The sequence below is a fragment of the Psychroserpens mesophilus genome (genome assembly GCF_000826645.1).
GTDB lineage: Bacteria > Bacteroidota > Bacteroidia > Flavobacteriales > Flavobacteriaceae > Psychroserpens > Psychroserpens mesophilus.
Genome location: NZ_JXJP01000008.1, coordinates 534,732 through 556,560, shown reverse-complemented (window position 1 = coordinate 556,560; position 21,829 = coordinate 534,732). Strand labels below are relative to the sequence as shown.

At 34.5% G+C, this 21,829-nt stretch carries 18 protein-coding genes; 13 read left to right on the top strand and 5 right to left on the bottom strand.

The genetic code is table 11. The features are described from left to right. Nucleotides 1-6: 6 nt before the first annotated feature. From porV to TD18_RS09805, 10 genes are all read left to right on the top strand, one after another. Complete coding sequence (gene porV / locus TD18_RS09850) at nt 7-1,245, top strand: type IX secretion system outer membrane channel protein PorV (RefSeq protein WP_040251841.1); 1,239 nt, start codon at nt 7-9, stop codon at nt 1,243-1,245. A gap of 74 nt (nt 1,246-1,319) precedes the next feature. After that, nucleotides 1,320-1,802, top strand: coding sequence for a cytidine deaminase (cdd, locus tag TD18_RS09845; RefSeq protein WP_040251838.1), 483 nt, complete (start codon nt 1,320-1,322; stop codon nt 1,800-1,802). A gap of 155 nt (nt 1,803-1,957) precedes the next feature. Beyond that, a complete protein-coding gene (gene pdhA, locus TD18_RS09840; RefSeq protein ID WP_040251835.1) occupies nt 1,958-2,956 on the top strand; it encodes a pyruvate dehydrogenase (acetyl-transferring) E1 component subunit alpha in 999 nt (332 codons plus the stop codon). 3 nt (nt 2,957-2,959) lie between these two features. Next, nucleotides 2,960-4,630 carry a pyruvate dehydrogenase complex dihydrolipoamide acetyltransferase gene (locus tag TD18_RS09835; RefSeq protein ID WP_040251832.1) on the top strand — a complete coding sequence of 557 codons (1,671 nt, stop codon included), beginning with the start codon at nt 2,960-2,962 and terminating at the stop codon, nt 4,628-4,630. A 113-nt stretch (nt 4,631-4,743) separates the two neighbouring features. Next, entirely contained in the window at nt 4,744-5,694 is a 951-nt protein-coding gene (locus TD18_RS09830; protein WP_040251829.1) for a M20/M25/M40 family metallo-hydrolase, read from the top strand. Beyond that, nucleotides 5,681-6,370 (top strand): SDR family NAD(P)-dependent oxidoreductase, encoded by a 690-nt coding sequence (locus TD18_RS09825; protein ID WP_040251826.1) that lies wholly within the window; start codon nt 5,681-5,683, stop codon nt 6,368-6,370. The genes TD18_RS09830 and TD18_RS09825 overlap by 14 nt, the downstream gene beginning before the upstream one ends. Nucleotides 6,371-6,444: 74 nt before the next feature. After that, the gene (locus TD18_RS09820; RefSeq protein ID WP_084205901.1) at nt 6,445-10,476 is read left to right on the top strand and encodes an FG-GAP-like repeat-containing protein; all 4,032 of its coding nucleotides are present in this window, start codon (nt 6,445-6,447) and stop codon (nt 10,474-10,476) included. A 23-nt stretch (nt 10,477-10,499) separates the two neighbouring features. Then, on the top strand, nt 10,500-11,099 hold the full coding sequence (locus TD18_RS09815) for a SprT-like domain-containing protein (RefSeq protein WP_040251821.1): 600 nt from the start codon (nt 10,500-10,502) through the stop codon (nt 11,097-11,099). Between the two features lie 86 nt (nt 11,100-11,185). After that, on the top strand, nt 11,186-12,265 hold the full coding sequence (locus TD18_RS09810) for a mannose-1-phosphate guanylyltransferase (RefSeq protein ID WP_040252028.1): 1,080 nt from the start codon (nt 11,186-11,188) through the stop codon (nt 12,263-12,265). Between the two features lie 2 nt (nt 12,266-12,267). Continuing rightward, nucleotides 12,268-13,764 carry a DUF389 domain-containing protein gene (locus TD18_RS09805; protein ID WP_052461118.1) on the top strand — a complete coding sequence of 499 codons (1,497 nt, stop codon included), beginning with the start codon at nt 12,268-12,270 and terminating at the stop codon, nt 13,762-13,764. 34 nt (nt 13,765-13,798) lie between these two features. Here the strand turns inward: TD18_RS09805 and TD18_RS09800 are convergent, their stop codons facing one another. After that, nucleotides 13,799-14,566 carry an ABC transporter ATP-binding protein gene (locus TD18_RS09800; RefSeq protein WP_040251820.1) on the bottom strand — a complete coding sequence of 256 codons (768 nt, stop codon included), beginning with the start codon at nt 14,564-14,566 and terminating at the stop codon, nt 13,799-13,801. Then, nucleotides 14,566-15,303 (bottom strand): MlaE family ABC transporter permease, encoded by a 738-nt coding sequence (locus tag TD18_RS09795; RefSeq protein WP_040251818.1) that lies wholly within the window; start codon nt 15,301-15,303, stop codon nt 14,566-14,568. Before TD18_RS09795 ends, TD18_RS09800 begins: the two co-directional genes overlap by 1 nt. A 105-nt stretch (nt 15,304-15,408) precedes the next feature. Here TD18_RS09795 and pafA point away from each other — a divergent pair, with 105 nt between their 5' ends. Together pafA and TD18_RS09785 are read left to right on the top strand one after the other, a co-directional pair. After that, complete coding sequence (gene pafA / locus TD18_RS09790) at nt 15,409-17,052, top strand: alkaline phosphatase PafA (protein ID WP_040251816.1); 1,644 nt, start codon at nt 15,409-15,411, stop codon at nt 17,050-17,052. Nucleotides 17,053-17,054: 2 nt separating this feature from the next. After that, a complete protein-coding gene (locus TD18_RS09785; RefSeq protein ID WP_040251814.1) occupies nt 17,055-17,861 on the top strand; it encodes a DNA/RNA non-specific endonuclease in 807 nt (268 codons plus the stop codon). A 111-nt stretch (nt 17,862-17,972) separates the two neighbouring features. Here TD18_RS09785 and TD18_RS09780 read toward each other — a convergent pair whose 3' ends face one another. Together TD18_RS09780 and TD18_RS09775 are read right to left on the bottom strand one after the other, a co-directional pair. Then, the gene (locus tag TD18_RS09780; RefSeq protein WP_040251812.1) at nt 17,973-18,821 is read right to left on the bottom strand and encodes a glycosyltransferase; all 849 of its coding nucleotides are present in this window, start codon (nt 18,819-18,821) and stop codon (nt 17,973-17,975) included. Nucleotides 18,822-18,896: 75 nt separating this feature from the next. Next, a complete protein-coding gene (locus TD18_RS09775) occupies nt 18,897-19,418 on the bottom strand; it encodes a methyltransferase domain-containing protein (protein ID WP_040251809.1) in 522 nt (173 codons plus the stop codon). Nucleotides 19,419-19,468: 50 nt separating this feature from the next. Between TD18_RS09775 and TD18_RS09770 the strand changes: the two genes are divergently transcribed. Further along, nucleotides 19,469-21,037, top strand: coding sequence for a T9SS type A sorting domain-containing protein (locus TD18_RS09770; protein ID WP_040251807.1), 1,569 nt, complete (start codon nt 19,469-19,471; stop codon nt 21,035-21,037). Here the strand turns inward: TD18_RS09770 and proC are convergent, their stop codons facing one another. After that, complete coding sequence (proC, locus tag TD18_RS09765; RefSeq protein WP_040251804.1) at nt 21,038-21,829, bottom strand: pyrroline-5-carboxylate reductase; 792 nt, start codon at nt 21,827-21,829, stop codon at nt 21,038-21,040.

Below are 21,829 nucleotides of genomic sequence, written 5' to 3'. Positions count from 1 at the left end.
TTACAGATGAAAAAATACATTTTAGCCCTTATCACAGTTTCATTGTTTAACATGACTAATGCACAAGAAACTGTTATCATTCCTAATAGTGCCGACTCAAGAGTTATAACTACTGGAGTTCCTTTTCTATTAATTGCTTCTGATGCTCGTGCAGCTGGTATGGGAGACGTCGGTGTTGCAACATCAGCAGATGCAAATTCACAACAATGGAATCCTGCAAAATATGCCTTTTCTTTATCTAAATCAGGTATTGGAGTCAATTATACACCTTATTTAAGCAGATTGGTAAATGATATCTTTCTCGGAAATTTCACCTATTTTAATAGACTTAATGAACGTAGTGCTTTTGCGGTAAGCTTCAAATATTTTAGTTTAGGAGAAATTGAGATCGTTCAAGATGAATTTTCAGAAGCACTCATTGAACAACCTAATGAATTAACTTTTGACGCATCCTACTCTTTACGTCTTGCAGATCAATTTTCAATGGCTGTTGCTCTTCGCTATTTGCGATCAGATTTAAGAATTCAAGCTGTCGATGCTAATGCGTCTGCTGCGAGTTCTATTGGAGTTGATATTGCAGGGTTTTACCAAAGTGAAGAAGAGGCTTATGATAGTTTTAACGGTCGCTGGAGAGGTGGTTTCGCCATTCAAAATTTAGGTCCAAAAATCAAGTATGATGATGGTGGTCGCGAAAACTTTTTGCCAACAACTTTACGTCTAGGTGGTGGTTTTGATTTTATTTTTGACGATTACAATAAATTAGCTGTCACTGCTGAAGTGACAAAACTATTAGTGCCTACACCTCCTGTTCGAGGGACTCGTATCGAGTATAACGAAAGTGGAGAAACTCCAGGGTTTCAGGAAGATGAAGATGAGGTGCTCGAAGAAGAAGAAAACTATATCATTGCTGGTCAAGAGAATAATGTAGGCTTCGGAAAAGGGATTTTTCAATCATTTGGAGACGCTCCAGGAGGATTTAGTGAAGAGCTTAAAGAATTTACTTGGTCTCTGGGAGCAGAATACACCTACCAAGATTCATTTGCATTTAGAGCAGGTTATTTTAATGAAAGTGAAGAAAAAGGAGCACGTAAGTTTTTTGCTTTAGGAGCTGGTTTCAAATACACAACAATAAATATTGATTTGTCATACTTGTTTTCTGCATCAAAAATTCAAAGTCCTTTAGAGAATACATTACGTTTTTCTCTTGTGTTTAACTTTGGAGATAATGAATATGATGAATACTAGAATTGAGTATTAATATCAAATAAAAAAACTATTGTTTCTTAAAGCAATAGTTTTTTTGTCTAATACAACATGAAATGAAGGATATTAAAATAGAATCTACCCTAACCGTTTATGATGACTTTAACGAGTTGCCTTCAAATATTGCTTCCTTAATGGAAAAAGCTATTCAAGCGCGTAAAAATGCGTATGCACCTTATTCTAAATTTAGTGTTGGTGCTGCAATTTTGCTAGATAATAATGAAATAGTTACAGGTAATAATCAAGAAAATGCATCGTATCCTTCGGGATTGTGTGCAGAGCGAACTGCAATTTATTATGCAGGAGCTAAATATCCTGAAGCTAAAATGCTAAAAATGGCATTAACTGCAGGATCGAGAATAAATCAAACAATTACACCAATTCCTCCTTGTGGTGCATGCAGACAAGCTATTGCTGAATATGAAGTCAAGCAAGAATCGCCTATTGAAATCTACTTTATGGGCGAAACAGGTAAGGTTGTAAAATCGAATTCACTGGCAAATTTATTACCACTCGGATTCGATCGAAGCTTTCTATAACGATTTCGTAATAAATTTACGATTTTCAGTTTTTTCATTACTATCTAAAGTGTTACTTTTGTTATTCGCATATCCTATATGATACATTAGGATTTGATAATAGAAGCTTGAGATAATTAATCTGAAGTAGTTGTTTTATATCAATACAAAATTAAATGCAAAAAGTAACAAAAGAAGTTTACCTAAAGTGGTATGAAGACATGTTGTTCTGGAGAAAGTTTGAAGACAAACTTGCTGCAGTATACATTCAACAAAAAGTGAGAGGATTTCTTCACTTATACAATGGCCAAGAAGCTGTGTTAGCAGGAGCGCTTCATGCTATGGATCTCACTAAAGATAAAATGATTACGGCTTACAGAAATCATGTGCAGCCGATTGGAATGGGTGTAGATCCTAAACGTGTTATGGCTGAGTTGTATGGAAAAGCAACTGGGACATCACAAGGTTTAGGTGGTTCGATGCATATTTTTTCTAAAGAACATCGTTTTTATGGTGGTCATGGTATCGTAGGTGGACAAATTCCCCTTGGTGCCGGAATTGCTTTTGGTGATAAATACCATGGTAGTGATGCTGTCACTTTATGTTGCTTTGGCGACGGGGCAGCTCGTCAAGGTTCTCTTCATGAAACGTTTAACATGGCAATGCTATGGAAATTACCTGTGGTATTCGTTTGTGAAAATAACGGTTATGCTATGGGAACTTCTGTTGAACGTACAGCAAACCATACAGAAATTTGGAAATTAGGTTTAGGTTATGAAATGCCTTGCGGACCAGTAGATGGCATGAATCCTGTAAAAGTTGCTGAAGCCTTTGATGAAGCAATTCAACGTGCTCGTCGTGGTGACGGACCAACATTTTTAGAGTTAAAAACATACAGATACAGAGGGCATTCAATGTCTGATGCACAGCATTACAGAACAAAAGATGAAGTTGCTGAGTATAAAAAAATAGATCCTATTACTCAGGTAAAAGATATCATTTTAGAAAAGAAATATGCTACAGAAGATGACATTAAAGGTATTGATAAACGTGTTAAGAAATTAGTAAGTGAATGTGAAAAATTCGCTGAAGAATCACCATATCCTGAGATGAACGTCATGTACGATGCAGTTTATGAGCAAGAAGATTATCCATTTATACAACACAAAATATAAGCTATGGCAGAAGTAATTAACATGCCGCGTTTGAGCGATACGATGGAGGAAGGGACTGTTGCTACTTGGTTGAAGAAAGTAGGAGACAAAGTTGAAGAAGGCGATATTTTAGCGGAAATCGAAACGGATAAAGCAACAATGGAGTTTGAATCTTTCAATGAAGGTACTTTGCTACATATTGGAATACAAGAAGGAGAAACTGCTAAAGTTGATACACTTTTAGCAATCATTGGTGATGAAGGTGAGGATATTTCAGAATATTTAAATGGAAAGACTTCAGAAGATAACTTAGAAAAGGAAGACGACGACTCTAAGGACATCAAGTCTGCTGAAGATAAATCTGAAGAAGATAACGTTGTGAATAAGAACGAAGCATCTCAAGATGCATCAGAAAGCCAAGAACTTCCTGAAGGTGTAACCGTAGTAACCATGCCGCGTTTAAGCGATACGATGGAAGAAGGTACTGTTGCAACCTGGTTGAAAAAAGTTGGTGACGATGTAGAAGAAGGTGATATTCTTGCAGAAATTGAAACGGATAAAGCTACAATGGAATTTGAGTCTTTCCAGTCTGGCACATTATTACATATTGGTTTACAAGAAGGTGAATCAGCAAAAGTTGATGCATTATTAGCAATTATTGGTCCGAAAGGCACAGATGTTTCTGCTATTGCAAAAAACTTTAAAGTAGGAGGCTCTGCTTCCGAAGCAAAAAAAGAAGATGCACCAAAAAAAGAAACCAAAGCTATTGAAGCGCCTAAAAAAGAAGCAGCTGCTCCTTCAAATGTAGCCGAGAAGTCTCAACCTTCAAAGTCAACTACAAACGGAAGAGTATTTGTATCTCCTTTAGCGAAAAAAATGGCTGAAGAAAAAGGGATTAACTTATCTCAGGTTAATGGTTCTGGTGAAAATGGACGAATTGTAAAGCGTGATATTGAAAACTTTACTCCTGCAGCTCAATCGGCATCAGTTGGTAAATTTGTACCAACAGGTCAAGAAGATTTTGATGAAGTGCCAAATTCAAATATGCGAAAAGCGATTGCTAAAAATTTAGCGAAATCTAAATTTACGGCACCACATTATTATTTGAATGTGGAGTTTGACATGGAAAATGCGATCGCTTTTAGAGCACAATACAATTCGTTGCCTGATACTAAAATATCTTACAATGATATGATTGTTAAGGCTTGTGCCTTAGCTTTAAAACAACATCCACAAGTGAATTCGCAATGGTTTGACGATAGAATGCAATTGAATAATCACGTGCATATTGGTGTTGCTGTTGCTGTCCCTGATGGCTTACTGGTTCCTGTGGTACGTTTTGCAAATGAGCAAAGTTTGCCTCAAATAGGCGCTGCAGTAAAAGACTATGCAGGCAAAGCAAGAAATAAGAAATTATCTTTAGAAGAGATGGAAGGAAGTACATTTACCATCTCTAATTTAGGAATGTTTGGTATTGAGAGTTTTACATCAATCATCAACCAGCCAAATTCAGCAATTTTATCTGTTGGAGCAATTGTAGAAAAACCTGTGGTTAAGAACGGACAAGTAGTTCCTGGTAATACAATGAAACTAACATTGGCTTGTGATCACAGAACTGTAGATGGTGCTACTGGAGCGCAATTCCTTCAAACTTTGAAAGGCTACATTGAAAACCCAGTTACGATGTTAGTGTAAATAGTATTTAGACATCATTCCGAGTATTGTCGAGGAATCTCTTATAATAAAAACCTGATTTGATTTTTTTCAATTCAGGTTTTTTTATCTTTAGAAAAAAAATAAATGTAGTTATGAAATACCTCTTGCCCTTGTGCCTTATTCTGCTCATTTTTAGCTGTAAGAAAGAACCAAAACATGAATCAATCACCATAACCAATACTGAAGTTCAAGACATGGTTGGCTTTTTAGCTTCTGATGAATTACAAGGTAGAATGACAGGTAGTGATGGTATTGAAGTTGCAGCAGCTTATCTCGAAAATCAGTTGAAGTCTTATGGTGTAAAGCCTTATTTTGAAACCTACAGGAATCATTTTAAAATAGCAGACTCTATTCAAGCTTTTAATATTGTTGGTTTTATTGAAGGCACAGATGACAAACTTAAAGACGAAGTCATTATTCTTGGAGCGCATTATGATCATATCGGATTAGGAAAAACCGTTGAAAATGATTCTATTGGAAATGGAGCTAATGACAATGCTACTGGTACTGTAGGTGTCTTGGCAATGGCTAAATATTTTGCAACTAAAAAGAATAACAAACGTAGTCTCATGATTATTTTATTTACTGCTGAAGAAATGGGGCTTTTAGGATCAAAGCATTTAGCTAAACAATTAAAAACTGAAAATCTCGACTTATATACAATGGTCAATTTTGAAATGATTGGAGTGCCCTTGAAAGATCGAGATTATGAGGCTTTTGTTTCTGGTTATGATTTATCAAATATGGCTTCGAAAATGAATGCGTATGTTGGTAATAACCTTATAGGATTTTCTGATGTTTCAAAAAAATATAGCTTATTTAAACGTTCAGATAATTATCCGTTTTATCAGGAATTTAAATTACCATGTCAAACCATTTCATCTTGTGATTTGACTAATTTTGATTACTACCATCATGTCGATGACGAAATTAGTGAATTGAATTTCGATTTTATGGCCGACCTTATAAATAAGATTATTCCAGCTATAGAGCAGATGAGCAACACACCAACCAAAGAAATTGTAATGTATGAGTCAGAGTAAAAATGTAATTATTACAGGAACCAGTCGTGGTATCGGTTTTGAATTGGTACATTTATTTGCTAACCAAGGCCATAATGTACTGGCATTATCACGAAATGCAAAACCAATTAGTAATCTTCATTTTGATAATATTTCATCTTTCGCTTTTGACTTATGTGAAGAAGATGATTACAAAAAGGTAGAACAGTTTATTCAAAATGAATGGAAACATGTCGATATTTTAATCAACAATGCAGGACTGTTGCTCAATAAACCTTTCTCTGAGACTTCATTTAAAGATTTTTCAAAAGTATACGAAACTAACGTTTTTGGTGTTTCAGAAATGACACGAATTGTATTGCCATTTATGAAAAGTGATGGCCACGTCGTAACCATCAGCTCAATGGGAGGGATTCAGGGAAGTATGAAATTTCCGGGTTTAGCGGCTTATAGTTCGAGTAAAGGCGCAGTAATTACACTTTCTGAATTACTTGCCGAAGAATATAAAGAAACGGGTCCGCAATTTAATGTGTTGGCTTTGGGTGCAGTGCAAACTGAAATGCTCAAAGAAGCGTTTCCAGATTATAAAGCACCAACTAGTGCAAGAGAAATGGCAATATATATAGAACAGTTTGCTATAACCGGAAATAAATTTTATAATGGTAAAGTGTTGCAGGTTTCTAATTCAACACCTTAATAAGCTATTCAAAGACTAAACAATATTTATCTTGAAGAGTTTTTAATATTTTTACAAAAATGAATTTCACAAAAATGAAACCATACTTCACCTGTCTTTTATATAGTTTAATAATTGTAGTTATCACAAACAATAATGCACTTTTTGGACAAACGTTTGAACGTGTAGAAATAGTTTCTGGGTTAGGTGCTATAGAGGAAAATAATGGCGTTGCAGTTGCAGACTATGATGGCGATTTTGATTTAGATGTTTTTGTGGTAGCAAAGGCTATCGATGAAGATGGTATAGAAAAAAGCCATAGTAGACTTTTTAGAAATAATAATAACGGAACGTTTACCGATGTTACTCAAGAATCTGGTTTAGTGAATTTATTAACTCCTGAGGACGAAACAGTAGAGACAAATGCGTTAGATGGTTTTAAGTATGGTGCTTTTTTTGGAGATTATGACAATGACGGCTATCCTGATCTTTTTTTTACACATATATATAATGTTCAGCTTTTTCATAATGAAGGTGACGGAACGTTTGTAGAGGTAACGGAAAGTGCTGGAATTCAGGGTTTCAATGAATGTAGAAATACTGGTGCAACATGGTTTGATTATAATAATGATGGCTTTTTAGATATTTATATAAGTGATTGGCGTAAGTGTCCAAGTAATAAATTATACGAGAATTTAGGTAATGGAACTTTTCAAGATGTTTCTTCTGAGACTGGTCTAAATGATGATTTTCCTGTGGCTAGTTATACTTCAATTCCTTTCGATTTTAATAATGATGGATGGATGGATTTGTATGTCACAAATGACTTTGATAAAGCAAACGACTTGTATATCAGCCAAGCAGGTACAAGTTTTTTTGAAGATGCACAAAGTTATGGATTGGATAATATTATTAATGATATGGGAATTACTTTAGGTGATTTCAATCTGGATGGTGCTTTTGATATTTTTATAACAGGAATTGATGAGAATGTATTACTTCAAAATGATGGGACTAATAATTTCACCGAAGAGTCAGCTGTAAATAACATTACTGAAACTGGTTGGTCTTGGGGAACACAATTTGCGGATTTTGATTTAGATGGCGATGAAGATTTAATTATCGCCAATGGTTACGTATTTGAAGATCGTACTACCGAACGTAATGTATATTATAAGAATTTAGCCATTGAAGGTCAGAATGGTTTTGAAGATAATTCTGAAACTGTAGGTTTTAATGATTTAACAGTTAGTGTTGGTGTTGCTGATTTTGACTACGACAATGATGGTGATTTAGACATTTTTTTAACAAATTCTGATCAGTCCTCATTTTTATATGAAAATAAGCTTTTAAATTTTGATGAATCCATCACTCAAAATTGGTTTAAATTATTACTTCAAGGAACGGTCTCTAATCGTGATGCCATTGGAACAACGGTAACGATTACGACTAATCTCGGAACATTTAAACGCTACTACACTGGAGTTGGATTTGTGTCTCAAAGTCTTCAACCGGTTCACTTCGGTTTAGGTAATGAAACTATAATTTCAGAGCTAGAAATAAAATGGCCTTCAGGATTAATTGAAACCTATCAAAATCTAGATGCAAATACTACGGTTAGAGCCATTGAAGGAGATGGAATTACGACTTTAGATATTGAGCCAAGTGAAAAAATTTATGGCTGTACAGATCCAAATTCATGCACATATACTCCTGATGCAGTCTTAGACGATGGGAGTTGTACGTATTTACAATCTTTTCAAATTTCTGGGAATACCTCTTCAGGATTTTTGGTTACTGAAATGTATACCTATCCTATTTCATCTGGTTCCACTGCTATTTGGCAAATTTCAGGTGGTGAAATTATAGAAGGGCAAGGTACAAATAGTGTCACAGTGAAATGGGGCTTAAATGAAACTGGTCGGCTAAGCGTGAGAGAAACAAACGGAACCTGTTTCAGTCTGGAGGAATCTGTTGACGTATCATTAAACATAAATCAAATTCCTGAAGACGTGTCTATTGCTAGAATATGGAATGAAGTGTTACTTCAAGCAATAAGAAATGACTTTGCAAGACCAACGGTTCACGCCAGAAATTTATTTCATACCAGTGTTGCTATGTATGATATATGGGCCATTTATGATGAGGTTGCCAGGCCATATCTAATAGGTAATTCTTATAACGGTTTTAGTAGTACGATTGAGGACTTTATTCCAATTGAAAGTATTGAAGCATCTAGAAAAAAAGCTATTAGTTATGCTATGTATCGCTTACTAAGTTATCGCTTTCAAAATTCTCCTAATGCAGAAGCGTCTCAACGTTTATTTGAATTAATTATGGAGCAGTTAGGCTATAATACCGAAACTGCTACATCAACAGTTTACGAGTTTGGTAATGCTGCAGCATTAGGAAACTATGTCGCCGAAACCATTATCGCTTACGGAAATATGGATGGTTCAAGAGAGCTCACGCAATTTGATAACGCGTATTATGAACCAGTTAACTCTTCATTGGCTCCAGTGATTCCAACGACTATAGAAATGCAAGATCCTAATCGTTGGCAGCCTTTAAGTTTGGATACGTTTATTGACCAAAGTGGTAATCCTATTCTTGGTTCTACAATAGATTTTTTGAGTCCCGAATGGGGAAATGTTTGGACTTTCGCCATGAGCGAGGGAGAAAGTGCCACTTATGAAAGAAATGGAGATTCTTACAAGGTTTATAACGATCCAGGTGCACCACCATATTTGAGTTTAACAGAAAATAACACATCCAGTGATGCATATAAATTAGGTTTTTCAATGGTGTCAATTTGGGGTTCTCATCTTGATCCTGATGATGGCGTGCTTTGGGACATTTCTCCAGGTTCGTTAGGGAATACAAACATCGATGAATTTCCTACAGAATATGAAGATTATCCTAGTTTTTATAATGTTTTTGAAGGAGGTGATATTGGTAGTGGTCATTCCCAAAATCCCATAACTGGAGAATCATATCAATCTAATATAGTTCCTAGAGGTGATTATGCAAGGGTTCTGGCTGAGTTTTGGGCTGATGGTCCTGATTCTGAAACGCCTCCAGGTCACTGGTTTACTATTTTAAACTATGTTAATGAACATCCTTTATTAGAAAAAAAGTTTCAAGGTGAGGGAGAAGTTCTTGATGATTTAGAATGGGATGTGAAATCGTATTTTATTTTGGGAGGAACTATGCACGATGCTGCTATTTCGGCATGGAGTATCAAAGGCTGGTATGATTACGTGAGACCAATTTCAGCAATTCGATACATGGCGCTATTAGGTCAAAGTACTAATGAAAATTTAGATAATTACAATGTCGGAGGAATTCCTTTGGTTGAAGGCTATATTGAAGTGGTTGAGTCTGGAGACCCTCTAGCGGGAAATACAAATCAGCATCTCGGAAAAATAAAACTTTATACCTGGAGAGGTCCAGATTTTATCGATGATGAAGACACCGATGAAGCTGGTGTAGGATGGATTTTAGCCGAAAATTGGTGGCCATATCAACGTCCAACATTTGTAACACCTCCTTTTGCAGGTTTTGTTTCAGGTCACTCAACATATTCAAGAGCTGCGGCTGAAGTACTAACAAAAATTACTGGTAGTGAATTTTTTCCAGGTGGTATTGGAGAATTTGTAGCAAAACAGAATGAGTTTTTAGTTTTTGAGGAAGGACCTTCAGTAGATGTTACTTTGCAATGGGCAACGTACAGAGACGCTTCAGATCAAACAAGTTTATCTAGAATTTGGGGAGGTATTCATCCACCAGCAGATGATCTTCCAGGCAGATTAATCGGTGAAAAAGTGGGTCGTGATGCCTTCGATTTTGCAGTGCCTTACTTTAGTGGTGAAGTCAATTCGTTTCAAGACGAACGTCAAATCGTATTTCCAAATCCAGTTGTGAATTTTGAAGTCTTTATCACTAATACCAATGCTTCAGATGCGTTTAGTTTGTTTGATATTAGAGGACGACAAATAACTATTCTTAATTCAGATTTTAATGAGTTTAGCCGAAGAACAAAACTTCAGTTTCCGCAGGACACATCCGAAGGCTTATACATTTTATATGTCAATGGAAATTCTGTAATGTTGTTATTTAAAAACTAATACGCGTTTATCACCTTCACCTCATGCAAACAACCCTTAAGGAATATATTCCAGAGAAAGCAATTCCAAAGGTTTTGGAATTATTACAACATGATGGTCTTGTAGTTAAAGTGAAGCAGGAACGTAAAACCAGACATGGTGATTATAGGCGATTACCTAACGGAAAGCATCAAATTACCGTTAATTCTAATCTAAATTGTTATAGGTTTCTTATCACTTTATTGCATGAAATAGCCCATTTTGAAGCGTTTAAAAATTACGGAAAAGCAATTAAACCTCACGGAATAGAATGGAAACGAACCTTTCAGCATTTAATGTTACCGTTTTTAAATCCTGAAATTTTTCCTGTTGAAATCTTACCACTTATGGCTAAGCATTTTAAAAATCCGAAGGCATCCAGCGATACAGATATTCAACTCGCCTATGCATTAAAGCAATTCGACGCTCCAAACGATAAAACATTTATATTTGAATTACCTTTGCACAGCACATTCAAATTATACAATGGTCGTATCTTTAAGAAAGGACTACAACGTCGAACACGATTTGAATGTGTAGAGATTAAAACAGGACGTTTATACTTGTTTAATCCTAATGCTGAGGTAGAAATACTAAACGATTAACCATGTCAATTTGATGAACATAGTTGAAAAGTCTTTTTTTTAAAGAAATTATTCAATATGTTCTAAATGACAAAACATATATTTTAATGAATAAAAATTATTATGCCATATTGATGGCTGGAGGAGTAGGATCAAGATTTTGGCCTGTTAGTACGCAAGATTTTCCAAAGCAATTTCACGATATGTTAGGAACAGGAGACACGCTTATTCAGAAAACGTTTAATCGACTCGCCAATTTAATACCGAAAGAAAATATCTTCATTTTAACCAATGAACGTTATAACGATTTGGTTTTTGAACAATTGCCAGATGTAACTGAGCGTCAGGTTGTCTTGGAGCCAGCCATGCGAAATACCGCACCTTGTATTTTATATGCAGCTTTAAAAATTCAGAAAGAAAACAAGAATGCTGTTATGATTGTCGCTCCGAGTGACCACTGGATTGAAGATGAAGCTGCTTTTACAAGTAATGTTCAACAAGCTTTTGATTTCTGTTCGCAAAATGACGCACTTATGACATTGGGAATTCAACCAAGCTTTCCTAATACAGGCTATGGATACATTGAATATGATAAGTCTAATAATTCGGATATAAAACCTGTAAATCAATTTCGTGAAAAACCAGATTATGAAACTGCGAAGGAGTTTATTGCTCAGGGAAATTTTTTATGGAATGCAGGTATTTTTATGTGGAGTGTCTCTAGTGTAGTCGATGCATATAAGAAGAATCAACCTGAATTATACCAACTGTTTAAAAACGGAATCGAGGTGTATAACACTGAACGAGAAGACGATTTTATACGTGAAAATTATAAGAAAGCTGAAAATATTTCAGTTGATTATGCTATAATGGAATCTTCTCGAAATGTATATGTATTGCCAGCTACCTTTGATTGGAATGACTTAGGGACTTGGGGAAGTCTTTATGATAAGCTTGATAAAGACAAAGCTAATAATGCTGTTGTTAATGCCAGAACTTTAACTGAAGATGCTTCAGGTAATATGATTCGAACGAAAGGAGATAAAATTGTGGTAGTTGATGGGCTACAGGATTATATTATTGTAGATAAAGACGAAGTTTTGCTTATCTTTCCGAAGGCAAAAGAACAAGATATTAAAAAAGTGCTCCAGAAGGTGAAGTCAACTTTTGGAGAGCATTACGGATAGTTATGAGTGAAGAAAGTAAATTCAATTTTTCTGAAGAAGAGCAGCAGCGCGCAACGAATGAGATGAATAAAGATAAAGCTGTCGAACAATCTAAAGAGGCAGTAAGAAAAGATGCCAAGGGACTCTTCCAGAGCATGACTCATTTTTTTACTGAGCTTCTTGATTTTAGAGATGATACAGACAGAGATGCGACCATTCAGGCTATAAAAGGCGATATTCCATTTAAAGGAGCTACAGCCTGGATTTTAGTGTGTTCAATTTTTGTGGCATCGATTGGATTAAATGCCAATTCAACAGCTGTAGTTATTGGAGCCATGCTTATTTCTCCTCTAATGGGTCCGATTTTAGGTGTTGGAATGTCAATTGCTATTAACGATATTGACACCTTAAGAAAGTCGCTTATCAATTTAGCAACTATGATAGTGCTGAGTTTATTAACGGCCTTTTTGTTTTTCTGGTTGTTTCCTTTAAGTGAAGAAACTTCAGAACTTTTAGGAAGAACACGTCCTGATATTCGTGATGTGTTAATAGCATTTTTTGGTGGTTTGGCATTAATAATTGCCAGAACAAAAAAAGGAACAATTGCCTCTGTAATATTTGGTGTAGCCATTGCTACGGCTTTAATGCCTCCTTTATGTACTGCTGGTTACGGCTTGGCTGAAGGCAATTTTCAGTATTTTGGTGGAGCCATGTATTTGTTTACCATCAACACTATTTTTATTGCACTAGCTACATTTTTAGTCTTAAAGATATTGCGTTTTCCGATGCTTAAATACGCTAACTCTAAAAAACGTAAACGTATTGCTCAGTTAGCATCTTTGGTCGCTGTTTTAGTTATGGTGCCTGCTGTTTGGACCTTTTTGAATGTGTTAACAGAAAGTAAGTACCAACGTGACTATAAAAACTTTATAAAGAATGAAATTGAACCAAATCCTAATCTATGGTTGCAACGTGAGAATATGGACATGGATGCCAGAACAATTTCGTTATATTTTAATGGAGAATTAGCAGAAGCAACTATAACCGATTTAGAAAATGAGCTTAAAGGCTATGAAAACATTCAGTCCTTTGATTTAAGAATAAGTGGAAATAAAAATAGAAGTTCAGATAAAATTATCGAACTCTATGATAAAGCAACTATAGATTTAGAACAAAAAGATTACATTATTACTGGGTTGAGAGAGGAAATAGAAACTTTGAAAAGTAATGTCATTAGTTTGAATGATCAATTAGAGAACAGAGTAAAAAATACCGATAATGTTTTGTATTCTACAGTGGCAAAAGATGCTAAAATCAGGTTTTCAGATTTGGAATATTTCGGCTATGCTAAAATGTTAGAATCATCTGATTTTATTAAGGTTGACACGGTAACTGTGGTGAGCTTAAAATGGAATTCAAAACTAAATGATAGTCTGGTAAAATTGAAAGAAAACGAGATTAAGACCTGGCTTAACGACAAGTTAAAAGAGGATCGAATTTTAATTTTAAAGGAAGACTAAAAACTTGATTAATACATTGAAGATGATGAATGCTTTATTCGTTTTCTTCAATGTACATTTTTCTTACTTTTTTAAATAATTCAGAAGAATATACAAAGTCTGTTACAACTTCATTATCTGTTTTAAAAATGGTTTCTTTAGAGCCTTCCCAAGCTTTGTAGCCATCTTTTAGAAATACGATTTTTTCTCCGATTTCCATTACAGAATTCATATCATGAGAGTTAATTACAGTAGTGATGTTATATTCATCTGTAATCTCTTGAATGAGGTTATCAATGACAATGGCCGTTTTTGGATCTAAACCAGAATTAGGTTCGTCACAAAACAAATACATAGGTTTATTAACAATAGCTCTTGCAATAGCAACACGTTTCTGCATGCCTCCAGAAGCTTCACTTGGCATTTTATGATGCGCATCAGTAAGATTAACTCTGTTGAGTACAAAATTCACACGATCTTCCATTTCGCTTTTACTCTGTTTGGTAAACATGCGTAAGGGAAACATCACATTCTCAGCAATGGTCATCGAATCGAAAAGCGCACTGCCTTGAAATACCATTCCCATTTTAGCTCTTAAATTTCGTTTTTCGTCATCACTTAACTGAGAATAAATTTTTCCATCGTAAGAAATAGTTCCAGATTCAGGAGTAAACAAGCCTAATAAGCACTTTAAGAATACCGTTTTTCCAGAACCACTTTGACCAATAACTAAGCTGGTCTTTCCTTTTTCAAAAGTAGTGCTGATGCCTTTTAAAATATGAGCATCTCCAAATGATTTTTCTACATTAGTGACTTCTATCATTAGCTTAAAAGCATTTGGGTTAGTATATAATTTAATAATATAATCATGACACTCGTCCAAACAAACGATGTTGTGCTGGCTTTCCCAACTTCTAGTGCACCACCTTTCATATAAAAACCATAAAACGATGGGATGGTAGCCAAAAGAAATGCAAATACAATCGTTTTAATAAAGGCATATACAATATGAAATGGAATAAAATCAGTTTGAACACCAGTGATATAATCTTCTAAAGTGCTAAATCCACCATAAACACAGGCAGCCATTCCGCCTATAACGCCTAAAAACATGGCTATTGAAATTACAAACGGATATAGCATTAATGCAATAAATTTTGGAAACACTAAATAATTAAGAGCGTTAATTCCCATGACCTCTAAGGCATCAATTTGTTCTGTAACTCGCATCGTTCCGATACTGGATGTAATAAAAGAGCCTACTTTACCAGCCATAATAATGGAAATAAATGTAGGCGCAAATTCTAAAATCACAGATTGTCGCGTAGCGAAGCCGACTAAGTATTTTGGAATTAGTGGATTGCTAATATTTAATGCTGTTTGAATCGTAACAACACCACCAACAAAAAACGAAATAAAGGCTACGATACCTAAAGATCCAATAATCAAGTCATCTATATCTTTTAAGATGAGCGTTCGCATTACAGACCATTTGGTAGGTTTGCGAAACATCTCAGCAATCATTAAAAAATAGGTGCCAATATTATGAAGGTATTGCATAGCGAATTTTGATTATGCTAAAGTAAAAAAACTAATCTTATTTAACCTTAAATTTAAACTTCGATGTTCTAAAATCTGTATTTTTGAAACTTCAAGCACGCTATTATGTTAAAGAACGTATTCTTATTTTTCAGTATTTTATTTGTCATAAACACTTTACAGTCACAAAATGATAATCCAAAACTAGTCGTAGGAATTGTAGTGGATCAAATGCGATATGATTATTTAACCAGGTTTTATCATAAATATGGAGAAGGTGGATTCAAGCGAATGATAAATGAAGGGTATCAATGTAAAAATAATCATTACAATTATATACCAACTAAAACAGGTCCAGGCCATGCTTCAATTTTTACAGGAACTACGCCAAAATACCATGGCATAATAGGAAATGATTGGTTTGATAAAACACTATTGCGAAATATCAATTGTGTAGAAGATCTTACGGTAGAACCTGTAGGCACAAAAAGTAAAGACGGAAAAAAATCTCCAGCTCAAATGTTGGTCACAACTTTTGCTGACGAAAATCGATTATTTACCCAAATGAAAGGAAAAACTATTGGGATTTCTGTAAAACATAGAGGCGCTGTATTTGCTGCAGGTCATACTGCAAATGCTGCCTATTGGTGGGATTATGAACATGGTGGAGAGGGCAACTGGATTTCTAGTACATTTTATATGGATGCGCTACCTCAATGGGTAAATGAGTTTAATGCTTCAGGGAAAGCCCAGAGTTATTTCAAAACCTGGAATACTCTATATGATATTAGTTCTTATGAAGAAAGTGGAGTGGATGCTAACGCTTATGAACGTGTGTTGAAAGGTGAACATCAATCAGGTTTTCCCCATAAGTTAGACGAATTAAAGACTGACAATGGTGGTTTTCATGTGGTAGCGAATTCGCCTTTTGGAAATAGTCTTATAACCGATTTTACCATCAAAGCGATTGAAGCCGAACAATTAGGGAAAGATAATATTACTGATGTTCTTACAGTTAGCTATTCCAGTACAGATAAAGTTGGACATGATTATGGCCCGAATTCTATCGAAGTTGAGGATACCTACTTACGTTTAGATCTTGAACTTGAACGTTTGTTTAAGGCTCTAGATGAAATGGTTGGAACGGGAGAATATACCGTGTTTTTAACTTCAGATCATGGAGCACCTCACGTACCTGCTTATTTGAAAGATAGTAAAATTCCTTCAGGCTTGTTTGATTTAAATGCAATGTTGAACGATGTTAACGCGTATTTGTTCGACACTTATAAGGTTTCAGATTTGGCTTTGAGCAGAATAAATAATCAGATATTTTTAGATCATCAAAAAATTGAAGCTCATGAGATTGATCTTCAGGAATTGAAAACTAAAGTATCTCGCAAATTATTAAGTTATAAGTTAATTAGTAATGTGTATATAACTTCAGAAATTAACTTGTTTCCTGAATCATCAGGATATCAGGAAATGATGTTGTATAATGGACATCACCAAAAACGCTCTGGAGATATTTTGTTTACATTTACTCCTGAAGTCTTTAAAGATACCAATTGGAATAGAACAGGTACAGATCATCATTCCGGATTTAATTATGATACGCATGTACCTTTGTTGTTCTTCGGAAAGGGGATTAAGCAAGGACAAACGTTGCAGCGTACATATATTACTGATATTGCGCCAACCATTTCAGCACTTTTAGGAATTAGTTTTCCAAATGCGTCCATTGGTGAACCTTTAGAATTTGTAATCGATTAATTTTGAAAAAACGAACCTTATATTCCGTCATAGCCTTATTCCTAATTCTAGCAATTTTTGGTTACGAATATGTTCTAGAGTCTAAAGAAGCGTCAGAAATTATTAAAGAAGGCTCAACAGTTAAAACCAATACAAACGAATACTTCCTGCCTTCAAGCACTACAGGACAAATTGTACATCACGAACACTATTCGTTGTCATACAGTGAAACTCATGAACAAGCCGAATGGGTGGCTTACGAATTAAAAAAATCCCATTTATCTAATACCAATTTTAAGCGACCATATTTTGAAATTGATGAGGCTGTTAAAACTGGAGCTGCACATTGGAGAAACTATAAAAATTCAGGGTACGACAGAGGTCATTTGTGTCCTGCAGGTGACAGACGTTTTAGTAAACAAGCACATGATGAAACATTTTTAACTAGTAATATCAGTCCGCAAGAGCATCAATTCAATTCTGGTATCTGGAATACACTTGAGCAGAAGGTAAGGTATTGGGCAGGAAAATATGATGGTGTTTTTGTAATTACTGGTGGAATTTTAAAAGGTGAAATGAAAACCATTGGAGACGAAGATGTGAGTGTTCCAAATCAATTTTATAAAGTATTAATTGACACAAATACCGGAAATGCAAAGATGATTGCCTTTTTAATGCCTCATGAAGATTCAAATCAACCTTTATATAAGTTTGTCGTATCTGTTGATCAAATTGAAGAATTGACAGGAATTGATTTCTTTTCAGAGCTTGAAGATGGTATAGAAAATAAACTAGAATCGTCGAGCAGCTATAAAGGTTGGAGTTTTTAGTTTTGTTAGTTGTGGCATCTTGAACTTGATTATTCTTAAATATATTTTAAACTAAGGTATTGATGAATCTTCGATTTCAGGTTCTCATTAATTGATACAATTGACAAAGGGTTACTTGAATTTTTCGAAAATCCCATTCCATCTAAGATTCCGGATAAATTTACCTTCATCTTCTGTAACCAAATATTCCAAATTAGAGCGTTTGGCCTTAAAATAGCCGTTCATATAATTAATAAAAATGTTAAAACTTCGCTTTTTTAGTGCCATTTTTAAAGCGGTAATTAAAGTAATTGTAAATCCGTAACGCATTTTATACAAGGCTTCACCTTGCAAATATTTGGATGAGGTATTGTAACTAAAACCTGTAGGTTTTAAATGCTTTATATGTAAGGTTTTGTCAGTGACCACTTTCCATCCATGATATTTTGCGAGTAAAGTATCTACTGTATCCCAGCCAATAGATGTTTTTAAGCCACCTATTTGTTCAAAACATAATTTTCTGTAAGCTTTGAAAGGTCCTCGAACATGATTTTTATTGGAGATGTTTTCGTAAACCCAAGCACCATTTCTTTTAATATACGCTAATCCACCAGCAATGCCTATTGACTTATCGGTTTCAAAAAGGAGTTTTATATTTTCTAGATAATCTTTTGGCAGAATGATGTCTGCATCAAACTTGCAGATTATATCATAATTTTCATCAAGGATTTCATAACCTTTGTAAAATGCATTAATTACTTTCGAACCAGGAATATGTTCATTTGATGAACTCGTGTTTACTAAATTTAGCCAATGATGCTGATTTACATATTTCTGGATGATAGACACTGTCTTATCTGTTGAATGATCATTTACTACAATAACTTTTTTAGGCAAAAGCGTTTGTTCTGCTAAAGATTCAAGTGTTAAGCCTATAGAATCTTCTTCGTTATGGGCTGGAATGACAATGTAGAAATTCATTTAAAACTCAAATGTAAATGCTTACTTTCAAATCTAAAGAAAACGAATGGGAATCTGGAATTCAAAGTTTCAAATTTACAATCTTTCAGCATATACGATATAATATCTGTTAGTAGACCTACGTAAAATCGGTCTAACTCCAATTTTTTTTACTGGATTTGTCCATTTTTCTGAAGCAATGATTTTCCAGCCAGATTTTTCAAGTAACCAGTCAAATTGCCAGTCTTCAAATTCGTGATAATGCCTGTCTCGAAGGTCAGTTTTACTTCGATATGCAGATGCAAACCACAATTTAAGCGGAACACTTGCAACCAATTTATCAGTTTGTATTGACTTTAAAACAGTAAAAGGAGAAAGAAGATGCTCAAAGATTTCAAAGGCCGTTACCACGTCTGCGTTTGAATTTTTTATTTCAGAGGTGTCTAAATCTAAGTCCAAACCAGAGGTGTTTTCAACAGAATATCCATTTTGGATCATGATTTCGGTAAACGGATTTCGAACTCCTAAATCTAATATAGTTTTTGAACTATCTATGTGTTTGTTAAGAAACTCTAAAGTAAGCTTGTATCTTTTATGTGGAAATTTTCCTTCGTACATTTTTGTTATATTTGTTAATCGCCGTAGGCTGTATCAAAAAAATCTCTTAAATGAAATCTAACTCAAAAATTTTAACTCTCACCTTAGCATTGGTTTGCAATTTAAGTTTTTCTCAAGTATATAACGTTGCATCACAAACTAAAATTAATGATTCTAATGGCAATTTTAATGCAGTTTTAGAATCGGAAGATTGGTTTGGTTACACAGTAGAAGGTATTGGTGATTTAAATAATGATGGCGTTCCTGACCTAGCAGTTAGTTCATTAAAAGACAATCAAGGTGCTTTAAATGCTGGTTCAGTTTATATTTTATTTCTTGACAGTACAGGTTCTGTTGGCAATTATACAAAAATCGGAAACAATTCAGGAGGTTTTAGTGGAGTTCTAGAAGAGTGGGATATTTTCGGAGCATCTATTTCTTATTTAGGTGATTTAGATGGTGATGGAAAAACAGAAATAGCTGTAGGCGCTGAATATGATGGTGATGGTGGTTATAGACATGGCGCTATATGGATATTGTCATTAAATAATGATGGTACAGTCTATTCTCATCAGAAAATAAGTAGTGTAGAAGGGAGTTTTGGTGGAAGTTTAGATGTTTGGGATGTTTTTGGGACAGATATTGAAAGTTTAGGAGATCTTAATGGAGATGGACATACAGATATTGCAGTTGCTGCAAGACGAGATGGTGATGGTGGTTTAGAAAAAGGAGCTGTTTGGATTTTGTTTTTAAATGCAGATTTTACGGTAAATAATTATCAAAAAATAAGTTCAACATCTGGTGGTTTCACAGGAACTCTAGATATAGAAGATTCTTTTGGCGGTTCTGTATGCAATATTGGAGATTTAAATAATGATGGTGTTATTGATTTGGCTGTAGGTGCCTATCGTGATGATGATGGCGGATTTAATAAAGGAGCAGTTTATATTTTATTTCTTAATAGTGATGGTACTGTTTCTAGTCATCAGAAAATTAGTGAAACTGTTGGAGGTTTTACAGATACCTTATCTCAGTTTTCTCATTTTGGAAAGTCTATAGCTAATGTAATGGATATTAATGAGGATGGTAAAAAAGAAATTCTAGTTGGAAGTAGTGGGTATGTTAATGGAACTAATGAAAACGCAGGTTCTTTCTACATAATTAATTTAAATCAAGATGGAACGGTAGATAGTTTTGAAAAATATGCTACTAATTTGAATGGTTTCAATGAAAATCTTAGTGAAGATAATTACTTTGGATTTTCAGTCAGTTCTGTTGGGAATTTGGGAGGTCAATTAAGTTTGGTAGTTGGAGCATATGGTGATAGCGAAAATGGTTTTCAAAAAGGAGCCGTTTGGGTATTAAAATTGGTTAGAGTTTTATCTGTAATGGACATTGAAAATAAAGATGATTTTAAGTTATTTCCTAATCCTACTAATACATTTTTTTCAATAAAAACAAATAGTCAAGATGGTTTTAAAATCAATATTTTTGATGTTAATGGTAGGTTAATAAAAGAAATGGATAAAAAAAATGAAAACGTTTATGATATTTCAAGTTTAAGTGATGGCACGTATTTCATCCAATTAACGATGAATACATCAAATAGTATTTCAACATTTAGATTGTTAAAAAAGTAATTAATCGTCTGCAATATTATCATAAGAGGTTTTGATACCTCTAATTAATGCGGAACTAAAGCCCTGGTGTTCCATTTCATTTAATCCAGCAATTGTACAACCTTTAGGAGTTGTTACTTTATCAATCTCAGCTTCCGGATGATTACCTTTTTGTAATAATAATTCACTGGCGCCTTTTACAGTTTGTGTTGCAATTTGGGTTGCAGTTTTTGCATCGAAACCTATTTCAATACCACCTTGAATCATGCCTCTAATAAAGCGAAGTACATAAGCTATTCCGCAGGCACCTAAGACGGTTGCAGCATCCATAAGTTGTTCGTCAATTGAAATGGTTTTTCCTAAAGCATTAAATATAGAAGTGACCGTTTTAATATTTTCTTCGGAAGCATTATGAGATGCAATACATGTCATCGATTCATTAACTGAAGACGCTGTATTAGGCATCGCTCTAAATATCACTGGAGTCGATTGTAATTCTGAAGCAATGCTTTCAATGGTAAAATCACTAACAACTGAAATTAGTAAATGTTCTTTAGTGATGTAAGGCGAGACTTCTTTTAAAACCGATTGAATTTTATAAGGTTTTACTGCAATAATGATGATCTGCGACGTTTGTACAGCTTCACAGTTATTCGTAGTAACCTTAACACCTCGATTTTTAAAATCGAATAATAGCTCAATTTTATGACGTGTAATTGTTAAATCTGAAGCAATATAATCTTCTGACATTAAACCAGAAGCGATAGCCTGACCTAAATTACCACCACCTATAATTGCTATTTTTTGATTCAT

Excerpts from the sequence above, each read along its gene's own strand:
- porV (WP_040251841.1), top strand. The coding sequence starts at position 7 with ATGAAAAAATACATTTTAGCCCTTATCACAGTTTCATTGTTTAACATG.
- cdd (WP_040251838.1), top strand. The coding sequence starts at position 1,320 with ATGAAGGATATTAAAATAGAATCTACCCTAACCGTTTATGATGACTTT.
- pdhA (WP_040251835.1), top strand. The coding sequence starts at position 1,958 with ATGCAAAAAGTAACAAAAGAAGTTTACCTAAAGTGGTATGAAGACATG.
- TD18_RS09835 (WP_040251832.1), top strand. The coding sequence starts at position 2,960 with ATGGCAGAAGTAATTAACATGCCGCGTTTGAGCGATACGATGGAGGAA.
- TD18_RS09830 (WP_040251829.1), top strand. The coding sequence starts at position 4,744 with ATGAAATACCTCTTGCCCTTGTGCCTTATTCTGCTCATTTTTAGCTGT.
- TD18_RS09825 (WP_040251826.1), top strand. The coding sequence starts at position 5,681 with ATGAGTCAGAGTAAAAATGTAATTATTACAGGAACCAGTCGTGGTATC.
- TD18_RS09820 (WP_084205901.1), top strand. The coding sequence starts at position 6,445 with ATGAAACCATACTTCACCTGTCTTTTATATAGTTTAATAATTGTAGTT.
- TD18_RS09815 (WP_040251821.1), top strand. The coding sequence starts at position 10,500 with ATGCAAACAACCCTTAAGGAATATATTCCAGAGAAAGCAATTCCAAAG.
- TD18_RS09810 (WP_040252028.1), top strand. The coding sequence starts at position 11,186 with ATGAATAAAAATTATTATGCCATATTGATGGCTGGAGGAGTAGGATCA.
- TD18_RS09805 (WP_052461118.1), top strand. The coding sequence starts at position 12,268 with ATGAGTGAAGAAAGTAAATTCAATTTTTCTGAAGAAGAGCAGCAGCGC.
- TD18_RS09800 (WP_040251820.1), bottom strand. The coding sequence starts at position 14,566 with ATGATAGAAGTCACTAATGTAGAAAAATCATTTGGAGATGCTCATATT.
- TD18_RS09795 (WP_040251818.1), bottom strand. The coding sequence starts at position 15,303 with ATGCAATACCTTCATAATATTGGCACCTATTTTTTAATGATTGCTGAG.
- pafA (WP_040251816.1), top strand. The coding sequence starts at position 15,409 with ATGTTAAAGAACGTATTCTTATTTTTCAGTATTTTATTTGTCATAAAC.
- TD18_RS09780 (WP_040251812.1), bottom strand. The coding sequence starts at position 18,821 with ATGAATTTCTACATTGTCATTCCAGCCCATAACGAAGAAGATTCTATA.
- TD18_RS09775 (WP_040251809.1), bottom strand. The coding sequence starts at position 19,418 with ATGTACGAAGGAAAATTTCCACATAAAAGATACAAGCTTACTTTAGAG.
- TD18_RS09770 (WP_040251807.1), top strand. The coding sequence starts at position 19,469 with ATGAAATCTAACTCAAAAATTTTAACTCTCACCTTAGCATTGGTTTGC.
- proC (WP_040251804.1), bottom strand. The coding sequence starts at position 21,829 with ATGAATCAAAAAATAGCAATTATAGGTGGTGGTAATTTAGGTCAGGCT.